Annotated in this window: 14 protein-coding genes; 13 read left to right on the top strand and 1 reads right to left on the bottom strand. The window is 53.1% G+C overall.

From position 1 onward, the window contains the following. Positions 1 to 6: 6 nt before the first annotated feature. From napG to ccmH, 12 genes are read left to right on the top strand one after another with little or no spacing between them, the layout of a single operon-like run. Positions 7 to 702 carry a ferredoxin-type protein NapG gene (gene napG, locus HEN33_RS08390; protein ID WP_000091291.1) on the top strand — a complete coding sequence of 232 codons (696 nt, stop codon included), beginning with the start codon at positions 7 to 9 and terminating at the stop codon, positions 700 to 702. Continuing rightward, positions 689 to 1,552, top strand: a complete 864-nt coding sequence (napH, locus tag HEN33_RS08385; RefSeq protein WP_176263394.1) for a quinol dehydrogenase ferredoxin subunit NapH — start codon at positions 689 to 691, stop codon at positions 1,550 to 1,552. Before napG ends, napH begins: the two co-directional genes overlap by 14 nt. Beyond that, the gene (gene napB / locus HEN33_RS08380; protein WP_000835174.1) at positions 1,549 to 1,998 is read left to right on the top strand and encodes a nitrate reductase cytochrome c-type subunit; all 450 of its coding nucleotides are present in this window, start codon (positions 1,549 to 1,551) and stop codon (positions 1,996 to 1,998) included. Before napH ends, napB begins: the two co-directional genes overlap by 4 nt. A 9-nt stretch (positions 1,999 to 2,007) precedes the next feature. Further along, positions 2,008 to 2,610, top strand: a complete 603-nt coding sequence (napC, locus tag HEN33_RS08375) for a cytochrome c-type protein NapC (protein ID WP_000528376.1) — start codon at positions 2,008 to 2,010, stop codon at positions 2,608 to 2,610. Between the two features lie 12 nt (positions 2,611 to 2,622). Beyond that, positions 2,623 to 3,246, top strand: a complete 624-nt coding sequence (ccmA, locus tag HEN33_RS08370) for a cytochrome c biogenesis heme-transporting ATPase CcmA (protein ID WP_105276855.1) — start codon at positions 2,623 to 2,625, stop codon at positions 3,244 to 3,246. Continuing rightward, the gene (gene ccmB / locus HEN33_RS08365; RefSeq protein WP_176263396.1) at positions 3,243 to 3,905 is read left to right on the top strand and encodes a heme exporter protein CcmB; all 663 of its coding nucleotides are present in this window, start codon (positions 3,243 to 3,245) and stop codon (positions 3,903 to 3,905) included. Before ccmA ends, ccmB begins: the two co-directional genes overlap by 4 nt. Before the next feature lie 41 nt (positions 3,906 to 3,946). Further along, on the top strand, positions 3,947 to 4,684 hold the full coding sequence (gene ccmC, locus HEN33_RS08360) for a heme exporter protein CcmC (RefSeq protein WP_001295447.1): 738 nt from the start codon (positions 3,947 to 3,949) through the stop codon (positions 4,682 to 4,684). Next, the gene (gene ccmD, locus HEN33_RS08355) at positions 4,681 to 4,890 is read left to right on the top strand and encodes a heme exporter protein CcmD (RefSeq protein WP_000186536.1); all 210 of its coding nucleotides are present in this window, start codon (positions 4,681 to 4,683) and stop codon (positions 4,888 to 4,890) included. The genes ccmC and ccmD overlap by 4 nt, the downstream gene beginning before the upstream one ends. Continuing rightward, positions 4,887 to 5,366, top strand: a complete 480-nt coding sequence (gene ccmE, locus HEN33_RS08350; RefSeq protein ID WP_176263393.1) for a cytochrome c maturation protein CcmE — start codon at positions 4,887 to 4,889, stop codon at positions 5,364 to 5,366. Before ccmD ends, ccmE begins: the two co-directional genes overlap by 4 nt. After that, a complete protein-coding gene (gene ccmF / locus HEN33_RS08345) occupies positions 5,363 to 7,306 on the top strand; it encodes a cytochrome c-type biogenesis heme lyase CcmF (protein ID WP_000982447.1) in 1,944 nt (647 codons plus the stop codon). The genes ccmE and ccmF overlap by 4 nt, the downstream gene beginning before the upstream one ends. Then, positions 7,303 to 7,860 (top strand): thiol:disulfide interchange protein DsbE, encoded by a 558-nt coding sequence (gene dsbE / locus HEN33_RS08340; RefSeq protein ID WP_000824445.1) that lies wholly within the window; start codon positions 7,303 to 7,305, stop codon positions 7,858 to 7,860. The genes ccmF and dsbE overlap by 4 nt, the downstream gene beginning before the upstream one ends. Next, positions 7,857 to 8,909 carry a cytochrome c-type biogenesis thiol:disulfide oxidoreductase CcmH gene (ccmH, locus tag HEN33_RS08335; protein ID WP_176263392.1) on the top strand — a complete coding sequence of 351 codons (1,053 nt, stop codon included), beginning with the start codon at positions 7,857 to 7,859 and terminating at the stop codon, positions 8,907 to 8,909. The genes dsbE and ccmH overlap by 4 nt, the downstream gene beginning before the upstream one ends. 212 nt (positions 8,910 to 9,121) lie before the next feature. Here ccmH and narP read toward each other — a convergent pair whose 3' ends face one another. Further along, positions 9,122 to 9,769 (bottom strand): nitrate/nitrite response regulator protein NarP, encoded by a 648-nt coding sequence (gene narP / locus HEN33_RS08330; protein ID WP_001113637.1) that lies wholly within the window; start codon positions 9,767 to 9,769, stop codon positions 9,122 to 9,124. Between the two features lie 319 nt (positions 9,770 to 10,088). On the opposite strand from narP, the gene yejO reads away from it, so the two are divergent. After that, on the top strand, positions 10,089 to 12,683 hold the full coding sequence (gene yejO / locus HEN33_RS08325; protein ID WP_176263391.1) for an autotransporter YejO: 2,595 nt from the start codon (positions 10,089 to 10,091) through the stop codon (positions 12,681 to 12,683). The last annotated feature ends 26 nt before the right edge of the window (positions 12,684 to 12,709 follow it).

Raw genomic sequence — 12,709 nt, 5'->3', positions numbered from 1 at the left:
GCCATTATGTCCCGGTCAGCGAAACCTCAAAATGGTCGCCGCCGCTTTCTGCGCGATGTCGTTCGCACAGCTGGCGGGCTGGCTGCCGTGGGTGTGGCGCTGGGGTTACAACAGCAAACCGCACGTGCATCTGGCGTGCGGTTGCGCCCGCCCGGAGCCATAAACGAGAACGCCTTTGCCAGTGCCTGCGTACGTTGCGGTCAGTGTGTTCAGGCTTGCCCTTACGACACCTTAAAACTGGCGACACTGGCCTCTGGCCTGTCGGCAGGTACGCCGTACTTTGTCGCGCGGGATATTCCTTGCGAAATGTGTGAGGACATTCCGTGCGCCAAAGTGTGCCCGAGCGGTGCGCTGGATCGAGAGATCGAATCGATCGACGACGCGCGGATGGGGCTGGCGGTGCTGGTGGATCAGGAGAACTGCCTCAACTTTCAGGGGCTGCGCTGCGATGTTTGCTATCGCGAATGCCCGAAAATTGATGAGGCAATCACCCTGGAGCTGGAGCGTAACACGCGTACCGGTAAGCACGCTCGTTTTCTGCCGACGGTTCACAGCGACGCCTGTACCGGCTGCGGTAAGTGCGAAAAAGTGTGCGTGCTGGAACAACCCGCAATCAAGGTGTTACCGCTGTCACTGGCGAAAGGGGAGTTAGGTCACCATTACCGCTTCGGCTGGCTGGAGGGGAACAATGGCAAATCGTAAACGTGACGCCGGGCGCGAGGCGCTGGAGAAAAAAGGCTGGTGGCGCAGCCACCGTTGGCTGGTGTTGCGTCGCCTTTGTCAGTTCTTCGTGCTGGGGATGTTTTTGAGCGGCCCGTGGTTTGGTGTGTGGATCTTGCACGGCAACTACAGCAGTAGCTTGTTATTCGACACCGTTCCACTGACCGATCCGCTGATGACGTTGCAAAGTCTTGTCAGCGGTCATCTGCCTGCCACGGTGGCGCTGACCGGTGCGGTGATTATCACCGTGCTCTACGCCCTGGCAGGAAAGCGATTATTTTGCAGCTGGGTCTGCCCGCTGAACCCGATTACCGATTTAGCGAACTGGTTACGCAGGCGTTTTGACCTCAATCAGTCTGCGACGATCCCACGCCACATTCGCTACGTGCTGTTGGTGGTCATTCTGGTGGGTTCGGCCTTAACCGGCACGCTCATCTGGGAATGGATCAACCCCGTTTCCCTGATGGGGCGCAGCCTGGTAATGGGATTCGGCAGCGGCGCGCTGCTTATTCTCGCGCTGTTTTTATTTGATCTACTGGTCGTTGAACACGGCTGGTGCGGGCACATTTGTCCGGTTGGCGCGCTGTATGGCGTGTTGGGTAGCAAAGGTGTGATTACCGTTGCGGCCACCGATCGGCAGAAATGTAACCGCTGTATGGATTGTTTTCATGTTTGCCCGGAACCGCATGTGCTACGTGCCCCGGTGCTGGATGAACAAAGCCCGGTGCAGGTCACCAGCCGCGATTGCATGACGTGCGGTCGCTGCGTGGATGTCTGTTCTGAGGATGTATTTACAATAACTACACGATGGAGTTCGGGAGCGAAATCATGAAAAGCCATGACCTGAAGAAAGCGCTGTGTCAATGGACGGCGATGCTGGCCCTGGTGGTAAGCGGCGCGGTTTGGGCGGCTAATGGCGTCGATTTTAGCCAGTCGCCGGAAGTATCCGGGACGCAGGAAGGGGCCATTCGGATGCCAAAAGAGCAGGATCGGATGCCGCTGAACTATGTGAATCAGCCGCCAATGATCCCGCATAGCGTTGAAGGTTATCAGGTAACGACCAATACCAACCGCTGCTTGCAGTGCCACGGTGTCGAAAGCTATCGCACCACTGGCGCGCCGCGTATCAGTCCTACTCACTTTATGGACAGTGACGGCAAAGTGGGCGCAGAAGTGGCTCCGCGTCGTTATTTCTGTCTGCAATGTCACGTACCGCAGGCCGATACCGCGCCAATCGTGGGGAATACCTTTACCCCATCAAAAGGTTACGGGAAATAAGAGGTTATTATGGGAAATTCTGACCGTAAGCCTGGTCTGATTAAGCGCCTGTGGAAATGGTGGCGTACCCCCAGCCGTCTGGCGCTAGGGACGCTGCTGTTGATCGGTTTTGTCGGCGGCATCGTTTTCTGGGGCGGCTTTAACACCGGGATGGAAAAAGCCAATACCGAAGAGTTCTGCATTAGCTGCCACGAAATGCGTAACACGGTGTATCAGGAATACATGGATTCCGTGCACTACAACAACCGTAGCGGCGTCCGTGCGACCTGTCCGGATTGTCACGTTCCGCACGAGTTTGTGCCGAAGATGATACGCAAGCTCAAAGCAAGTAAAGAGCTGTATGGTAAAATTTTTGGCGTTATTGACACGCCGCAGAAATTTGAAGCTCATCGCCTGACGATGGCACAGAATGAGTGGCGGCGCATGAAGGACAATAACTCGCAGGAGTGTCGTAACTGTCACAACTTCGAGTATATGGATACAACCGCCCAGAAATCAGTTGCCGCTAAGATGCACGACCAGGCGGTGAAAGATGGGCAAACCTGTATTGATTGCCATAAAGGGATAGCGCACAAGCTGCCCGATATGCGCGAAGTCGAGCCAGGTTTTTAACAGGGTTATTGCGTGGGTATGCTTGAAGCCAGAGAGTTACTTTGCGAGCGGGATGAACGAACCTTATTTAGTGGCTTGTCATTTACGCTGAACGCAGGCGAGTGGGTACAAATCACCGGTAGCAACGGCGCGGGGAAGACAACGCTTCTCCGTTTGCTGACGGGGTTGTCTCGCCCTGACGCAGGCGAGGTTCTCTGGCAAGGGCAGCCCTTGCATCAGGTACGCGACAGCTACCATCAAAACCTGTTATGGATAGGCCATCAGCCGGGGATCAAAACCCGGCTGACGGCGTTAGAAAATCTGCACTTTTATCATCGCGATGGCGATACCGCACAATGTCTGGAAGCCCTGGCGCAGGCCGGGCTTGCCGGATTCGAAGATATTCCTGTAAATCAACTTTCTGCCGGGCAACAACGCCGCGTCGCTTTAGCGCGTCTGTGGCTGACCCGTGCCACGTTGTGGATACTCGACGAACCTTTTACCGCGATTGACGTTAACGGCGTCGATCGTCTGACCCAGCGTATGGCGCAGCATACAGAGCAGGGGGGGATTGTGATTCTGACTACCCACCAGCCGCTCAACGTTGCTGAAAGTAAAATCCGCCGCATTTCACTGACGAAAACGAGGGACGAATAATGTTCTGGCGAATTTTCCGTCTTGAGCTGCGCGTAGCGTTTCGTCATAGCGCCGAAATCGCCAACCCGCTGTGGTTCTTCCTGATTGTTATTACCCTTTTTCCGCTCAGTATCGGTCCGGAGCCGCAACTGCTCGCGCGTATTGCCCCTGGCATTATCTGGGTTGCAGCGCTGCTTTCATCCTTGCTGGCACTGGAACGACTGTTCCGTGACGATTTGCAGGACGGCAGTCTTGAACAATTGATGTTGTTGCCGTTACCCTTGCCCGCCGTTGTGCTGGCGAAGGTGATGGCGCACTGGATGGTAACAGGTCTGCCGTTGCTCATCCTTTCGCCTCTGGTAGCAATGCTACTGGGAATGGATGTTTATGGCTGGCAAGTGATGGCGCTGACGCTGCTGCTGGGAACCCCAACGCTTGGTTTTCTCGGTGCACCGGGCGTGGCGCTGACAGTGGGACTTAAACGCGGTGGTGTGCTGCTCAGCATACTGGTGTTACCGCTGACTATCCCATTGCTCATCTTTGCCACCGCCGCGATGGACGCGGCTTCGATGCATTTGCCCGTTGACGGGTATCTGTCAATTTTAGGCGCGTTGCTGGCAGGCACCGCGACATTAAGTCCTTTTGCGACGGCGGCAGCGTTACGAATCAGCATTCAATAACGCTGGATTACTGATTTTTGTTCGAGTCTGGTATCGAAACTATGTGGAAAACACTGCATCAACTGGCGATCCCACCACGGCTGTATCAAATCTGTGGCTGGTTTATACCGTGGCTGGCAATTGCCAGTGTGGTCGTGCTTACCGTCGGCTGGATCTGGGGATTCGGCTTTGCTCCGGCTGATTATCAGCAGGGAAATAGCTACCGCATTATCTACCTGCATGTGCCTGCGGCAATCTGGTCGATGGGCATTTATGCCTCGATGGCGGTGGCGGCGTTTATTGGCCTTGTCTGGCAGATGAAAATGGCCAACCTGGCGGTCGCGGCGATGGCTCCCATTGGTGCCGTGTTTACCTTTATTGCCCTTGTCACCGGCTCTGCATGGGGAAAACCGATGTGGGGCACCTGGTGGGTATGGGACGCACGTCTGACTTCTGAACTGGTGCTGCTGTTTCTGTATGTTGGTGTGATTGCCCTGTGGCACGCCTTCGACGACCGCCGTCTGGCGGGCCGAGCGGCAGGTATTCTGGTGCTGATTGGCGTGGTGAACCTGCCGATTATTCATTACTCCGTGGAGTGGTGGAACACCCTGCATCAGGGATCAACGCGGATGCAGCAAAGTATCGATCCGGCGATGCGTTCGCCGCTGCGCTGGTCGATTTTTGGCTTCCTGCTGCTGTCTGCCACGCTGACGCTGATGCGGATGCGTAATTTAATTTTGCTGATGGAAAAACGCCGTCCGTGGGTGAGTGAACTGATACTGAAAAGAGGCCGTAAATGACCCCTGCATTTGCTTCCTGGAATGAATTTTTCGCAATGGGCGGTTACGCCTTTTTTGTCTGGCTGGCGGTGGTGATGACCGTTATTCCGCTGGTGGTTTTGGTCGTGCACTCCGTGTTGCAGCATCGCGCAATTCTGCGTGGCGTGGCGCAACAGCGGGCGCGTGAGGCGCGTTTACGTGCAGCGCAACAGCAGGAGGCTGCATGAATATTCGCCGTAAAAACCGCTTGTGGATTGCCTGTGCCGTGCTGGCGGGGCTGGCGCTGACTATCGGTCTGGTGCTATATGCGCTGCGCTCGAATATCGATCTTTTTTATACGCCGGGGGAAATTCTCTACGGCAAGCGTGAAACTCAGCAGATGCCGGAAGTCGGGCAGCGTCTGCGCGTTGGCGGGATGGTGATGCCGGGTAGCATACAGCGCGATCCCAATTCGCTGAAAGTAACGTTCACCATTTACGACGCTGAAGGTTCAGTAGATGTATCTTATGAAGGCATTTTGCCGGATCTGTTCCGTGAAGGGCAGGGCGTAGTGGTGCAGGGCGAACTGGAAAAAGGTAATCATATCCTCGCGAAAGAAGTACTGGCGAAACACGATGAAAACTACACGCCGCCAGAAGTCGAGAAAGCGATGGAAGCTAATCACCGTCGCCCGGCGAGTGTTTATAAGGACCCAGCATCATGATGCCAGAAATTGGTAACGGACTGCTATGCCTGGCGCTAGGAATTGCGCTGTTGCTGTCCGTGTATCCGCTATGGGGCGTGGCGCGCGGGGATGCTCGCATGATGGCTTCTTCGCGCTTGTTTGCCTGGCTGCTATTTATGTCTGTGGCTGGCGCATTTCTGGTGCTGGTCAATGCTTTCGTGGTGAATGACTTTACTGTCACCTATGTTGCCAGCAACTCCAATACCCAGCTTCCGGTGTGGTATCGCGTAGCGGCAACCTGGGGTGCGCATGAAGGCTCGCTACTGCTGTGGGTGCTGCTGATGAGCGGCTGGACATTTGCGGTAGCGATTTTTAGTCAGCGTATTCCGCTGGATATTGTGGCCCGTGTACTGGCGATAATGGGGATGGTCAGTGTCGGCTTTTTGCTGTTCATTCTCTTTACCTCTAACCCGTTCTCACGCACGTTGCCGAACTTCCCGATTGAAGGGCGCGATCTTAACCCGCTGTTGCAGGATCCAGGGCTGATCTTCCATCCGCCTCTGCTCTATATGGGGTACGTCGGTTTCTCGGTGGCGTTTGCTTTTGCCATTGCTTCTTTGCTGAGTGGGCGTCTGGACAGCACTTACGCACGCTTTACCCGTCCGTGGACGCTGGCGGCGTGGATCTTCCTGACGCTCGGCATTGTGCTCGGTTCCGCATGGGCCTATTACGAACTCGGCTGGGGCGGCTGGTGGTTCTGGGATCCGGTAGAAAACGCCTCATTTATGCCGTGGTTGGTGGGTACTGCGCTGATGCACTCGCTGGCGGTCACTGAACAACGCGCCAGCTTCAAAGCGTGGACATTACTGCTGGCAATCAGTGCCTTCTCGTTGTGTCTGTTGGGGACTTTCCTCGTGCGTTCCGGCGTGCTGGTATCGGTACACGCGTTTGCGTCTGATCCGGCGCGCGGTATGTTTATCCTCGCTTTTATGGTGCTGGTGATTGGCGGTTCGCTGCTGCTGTTTGCCGCGCGTGGACACAAAGTTCGCTCACGCGTAAACAATGCGCTGTGGTCGCGGGAATCTCTGCTGTTAGCGAACAACGTTTTGCTGGTCGCCGCAATGCTGGTGGTATTGCTGGGGACGCTGCTGCCGCTGGTGCACAAGCAACTGGGACTGGGCAGCATTTCGATTGGCGAACCGTTCTTCAACACCATGTTTACCTGGCTGATGGTGCCGTTTGCGCTACTGCTGGGTGTCGGTCCTCTGGTGCGCTGGGGGCGCGATCGCCCACGTAAAATCCGCAATTTATTGATTATCGCCTTCATCTCTACGCTGGTGCTGTCTCTGCTGTTGCCGTGGCTGTTCGAAAGCAAAGTTGTGGCGATGACGGTGCTCGGCCTGGCAATGGCCTGCTGGATTGCGGTGCTGGCAATTGCGGAAGCTGCGCTGCGTATTTCACGCGGCACGAAAACCACCTTCAGTTATTGGGGCATGGTGGCGGCTCACCTGGGGCTGGCAGTGACAATTGTTGGTATTGCCTTTAGCCAGAACTATAGCGTTGAGCGTGATGTGCGCATGAAGTCCGGCGATAGCGTCGATATTCATGAATATCGCTTCACCTTCCGTGATGTCAAAGAGGTGACTGGCCCGAACTGGCGCGGCGGTGTGGCGACTATCGGCGTAACGCGCGATGGCAAGCCGGAAACGGTGCTGTATGCGGAAAAACGTTATTACAACACTGCAGGGTCGATGATGACCGAAGCGGCGATTGACGGCGGCATCACGCGTGATCTGTACGCCGCGCTCGGTGAAGAGCTGGAAAACGGCGCGTGGGCCGTGCGTCTTTACTACAAACCGTTTGTTCGCTGGATTTGGGCGGGCGGGCTGATGATGGCGTTGGGCGGGCTGCTGTGCCTGTTTGATCCTCGCTATCGTAAGCGCGTAAGCCCGCAAAAAACTGCGCCGGAGGCTGTATGAAGCGCAAAGTATTGTTAATTCCTTTGATTATCTTCCTGGCGATTGCCGCGGCGTTGCTGTGGCAGCTGGCACGTAATGCCGAAGGGGATGATCCGACCAATCTGGAATCGGCGCTCATTGGCAAGCCGGTGCCAAAGTTTCGCCTCGAATCACTGGACAATCCGGGGCAGTTTTATCAGGCGGATGTGCTGACTCAGGGCAAACCAGTGCTGCTTAACGTCTGGGCGACCTGGTGTCCGACCTGCCGCGCGGAACATCAATATCTGAATCAGCTTTCTGCGCAGGGCATCCGCGTGGTCGGCATGAACTATAAAGACGATCGCCAGAAGGCAATCAGCTGGCTGAAAGAGCTGGGCAATCCTTACGCACTAAGCCTGTTTGATGGCGACGGCATGTTAGGGCTGGATCTCGGTGTCTATGGCGCGCCAGAAACGTTCCTCATCGACGGCAACGGCATCATTCGCTATCGCCATGCGGGTGATCTCAATCCCCGCGTCTGGCAAGAAGAGATCAAGCCGCTGTGGGAGAAATACAGTAAGGAGGCCGCACAATGAGGTTTTTATTGGGCGTGCTGATGCTGATGATCTCCGGCTCAGCGCTGGCGACCATCGACGTGTTGCAGTTTAAAGATGAAGCACAGGAACAACAGTTTCGTCAGCTTACTGAAGAACTGCGCTGCCCGAAATGCCAGAACAACAGCATTGCCGATTCCAACTCGATGATTGCCACCGACCTGCGCCAGAAAGTGTACGAACTGATGCAGGAAGGTAAAAGTAAGAAAGAGATTGTCGATTATATGGTGGCGCGTTACGGCAACTTCGTCACTTACGACCCGCCGTTAACGCCGCTGACCGTTCTGCTGTGGCTGCTACCGGTGGTGGCTATTGGCATTGGCGGTTGGGTTATTTACTCCCGCTCGCGGCGTCGGGTACGCGTGGTGCAGGAAGAGTTTCCTGAACAAAGCGTGCCGGAAGGTAAGCGTGCCGGATATGTTGTTTATCTGCCGGGTATTGTGGTGGCGTTAATTGTGGCTGGCGTCAGCTACTACCAGACTGGCAATTATCAGCAGGTGAAAATTTGGCAGCAGGCCACGGCACAGGCGCCGGCGTTACTGGACAGAGCGCTGGATCCGAAAGCCGATCCGCTCAACGAAGAAGAGATGTCCCGCCTTGCGCTGGGGATGCGTACCCAACTGCAAAAAAATCCGGGAGATATAGAAGGCTGGATTATGTTGGGACGCGTTGGCATGGCGCTGGGTAACGCCAGTATCGCCACCGATGCATACGCCACTGCGTATCGCCTCGATCCGAAGAACAGTGATGCCGCACTCGGATACGCTGAAGCGTTGACACGTTCATCTGATCCCAATGACAACCGCCTGGGTGGTGAACTGCTACGCCAATTGGTGAGAACGGACCATAGCAATATTCGTGTATTAAGCATGTATGCGTTTAATGCCTTTGAGCAGCAGCGATTTGGCGAAGCCGTTGCCGCGTGGGAGATGATGTTGAAACTCTTACCTGCCAACGATACTCGCCGTGCGGTGATTGAACGCAGTATCGCGCAGGCGATGCAACACTTATCACCACAGGAGAGTAAATAAGAACAAGCCCGATGGTGATGCCATCGGTCCAGACTGATGGCAAAGTGCGCTTTGTTTATGCCAGATGCGGCGTAAACGCCTTATTCAGCCTACAAAATCGTGCGAACTCAATACATTGCTCGATCCGCGTAGGCCTGATAAGCGTAGCGCATCAGGCCGTTTTGCGTTTGTCATCAATATCAGCCCGAGGATAAATCCATCGGGCTATTTTTTTATTGTGCCCCACGTTGTTGCAGGAACAGAATAGTGGCCGCCACGCGTGAGCGGACATTGAGTTTACGCAGCAGATTACGGATATGGACTTTTACCGTCTGCTCGGAAATATTCAACACCGAGGCAATCTGTTTATTTGACAGCCCCTGTGCCAGCTCGTGCAGAACATCCAGCTCGCGCTCCGTCAGCACGCTGAAGGGGTCTTCTTCCGCGCCAAACATTTCACGTTCACGTAAGTACTGATTGACGCGTTCGCTAAAGACTTTGCTGCCTTTCGCTCCGGCACGAATCGCTTCCAGCAACACTTCCGGGTCGCTGTCTTTCAACAGATAACCGTCTGCGCCTGCGTCTATCAGCGCAAAGACATCGCTGGAGGCATCTGATACGGTCAGGATAATAATTTGCGCGGTAACGCCATCCCTGCGCAAGGCATTGAGGGTATCCAGGCCACTCATACCTTTCATATTGAGATCCAGCAAGATCACGTCGATATCCAGTCTATTCGCCAGATCGATAGCACTTGCGCCGTCGCCCGCTTCGGCGACCACTTCAAAGCCAGGATCAAGCTCCAGTAACTGACGAACACCGCGTCGCATAAGTGGATGATCATCCACAATCATCACCTGAAAAGGCGTTGCTTCAGGCATAGTAGTCTCCTGAGGTTTTATTAGAATCATTATGTTTGAGCGTAGCGTTGGAAACGCTACCAGGCGCGTGAATGTTACCCCATTTTATGTATGGACATGTAGTGAAAAGTACAGCTCAGTAGTTCACCCTCGCATCATTTTCATTATAAGTATGGAATTTTGCATCAACTTCCCATCAAGAAAAACAACTAAAAAATCAATCACAATACATGTGCATTTCTTTAAACAGTTTTTAAAAACTGACTCCGGGTATGGCGCTATGGGTATTTTCAGTACCCAATGCTTTTGACAGCAATTAATTTCATAGGATGAAAGATTAATGCATCACTCTGGTTCTGTTTCTCTTTGTCGTTCCGCAATATCTGTTCTGGTGGCTACAGCGTTATATTCACCCATAGCATTGGCATCAACTGTTGAGTATGGTGAGACAGTTGATGGTGTTGTCCTGGAAAAAGATATCCAGCTGGTTTATGGGACCGCCAATAATACGAAAATCAATCCTGGCGGAGAACAGCATATAAAAGAATTTGGTGTAAGTAGTAATACTGAAATTAACGGAGGGTATCAGTACATTGAAATGAATGGCACCGCAGAATACTCCGTATTAAATGATGGTTATCAAATTGTTCAAATGGGTGGCGCGGCAAACCAGACTACCCTCAATAATGGTGTGCTACAGGTTTATGGCGCAGCGAATGATCCCACGATTAAAGGCGGGCGCTTAATCGTTGAAACCGAAGGCATTGCCATCTTCGCCGTTATCGAAAAGGGAGGACTACTGGAGATTAAAGATGGCGGATTGGCATTTGCGGTAGATCAAAAAGCAGGCGGTGCAATCAAAACAACCACGCGGGCCATGGAGGTATTCGGAACAAACCGTCTCGGTCAGTTCGATATCAAGGATGGTATTGCTAATAATATGTTGTTGGAAAACGGCGGAAGTTTGCGAGTTGAAGAAAATGACTTCGCTTATAATACTACTGTGGATAACGGCGGTTTACTGGAGGTTATGGATGGCGGGACTGCAACTGGCGTTGATAAAAAAGCAGGCGGAAAATTAATTGTTTCAACGAATGCGCTGGAAGTGAGTGGTACAAACAGTAAAGGCCAATTTAGCATAAAAGATGGCGTGTCTAAAAATTATGAACTGGATGACGGTTCCGGGCTAATTGTTATGGAGGGCACTCAGGCAATTGACACTATCCTTGATGAGCATGCAACCATGCAATCGTTGGGAAGAGATACTGGTACGAGAGTGCAGGCACATGCAGTTTATGATCTTGGTCGGTCAGTGCAGAATGGAAGCATAAAATATTCCTCAAATGCCATATCTGAAAATATGGTTATCGATAATGGTCGCGCTAATGTCTGGACTGGCACAATGGTTAACGTAACAGTCAGAGGAAATGAGGGCATTATTGATGCAATGGCGCTGGAATTAAATTTTTATACACCGGCTACATTATTAGGTGACGTGGTGGTTTCTGATGGTGCATCTTTAAGAACGCATGGCGCAGTGGATACCAGTAAAGCAGATGTTTCTATCGAAGAGAGTTTTTGGGCTATTATTGCCGATATCAATAATATAAACCAAAACACCCGTCTCAATTTAGCAAACCTGGTGATGTCAGACGGAACTGTCGTTATGATGGCTGAGCCAGCAACTCGCTCAACCGTGACGGCAAGTGCGGAAAATTTCACTACGTTGACCACTAATACCCTGTCGGGAAACGGCAATTTTTATATGCGCACCGATATGGCCAATCACCAGAGCGATCAGCTTAACGTCACCGATCAGGCAACAGGTAATTTCAAAATCTTCGTTACGGACACCGGTGCCAGCCCGGCAGCAGGTGATAGCCTTACACTGGTAACAACGGGCGGCGGTGATGCTGCATTTACGTTGGGCAATGCCGGAGGCATTGTTGATATCGGTACGTATGAATATACCTTGCTGGATAATGGCAACCATAGCTGGAGTCTGGCAGAGAATCGCGCGCAAATTACCCCTTCAACCACTGATGTGCTGAATATGGCGGCAGCACAACCGCTGGTATTTGATGCAGAACTGGACACCGTGCGTGAGCGTCTTGGTAGCGTAAAAGGCGTTAATTACGATACGGCGATGTGGAGTTCGGCAATTAACACCCGCAACAACGTGATCACTGATGCGGGAGCTGGCTTTGAGCAAACATTGACGGGGCTGACGCTCGGTATCGATAGCCATTTCTCCCGTGAAGAAAGCAGCACAATTCGCGGCTTGTTCTTTGGTTACTCTCATTCTGATATTGGTTTTGATCGCGGCGGCAAAGGCAATATTGATAGCTACACCCTGGGGGCTTATGCCGGTTGGGAGCATCAGAACGGTGCCTATGTTGATGGGGTGGTGAAAGTTGACCGTTTTGCCAACACCATCCATGGCAAGATGAGTAATGGGGCAACAGCGTTTGGCGATTACAATAGTAACGGCGCGGGTGCTCATGTTGAGAGCGGGTTCCGTTGGGTTGACGGATTGTGGAGTGTTAGACCCTATCTCGCCTTTACCGGCTTTACCACAGATGGTCAGGACTACACGTTATCAAACGGCATGCGCGCGGATGTGGGAAATACCCGCATATTACGCGCTGAAGCGGGAACGGCGGTAAGCTATCACATGGACCTGCAAAACGGTACGACGCTGGAACCCTGGCTGAAAGCCGCCGTACGTCAGGAATACGCCGATTCTAACCAGGTGAATGTTAATGACGACGGCAAATTTAATAACGATGTGGCTGGAACCCGTGGCGTTTATCAGGTTGGGATAAGGTCATCGTTTACCCCGACGTTAAGCGGTCATTTGTCAGTCAGCTATGGCAATGGCGCGGGGGTAGAATCACCGTGGAATACCCAGGCGGGTGTCGTCTGGACGTTCTGATAACAGAAAATAAACAGGCCGTAATG

This window comes from Escherichia sp. 94.0001, assembly GCF_013369155.2.
Taxonomy (GTDB): domain Bacteria; phylum Pseudomonadota; class Gammaproteobacteria; order Enterobacterales; family Enterobacteriaceae; genus Escherichia; species Escherichia coli_F.
This window is presented reverse-complemented; position numbering and strand designations above follow the sequence as displayed.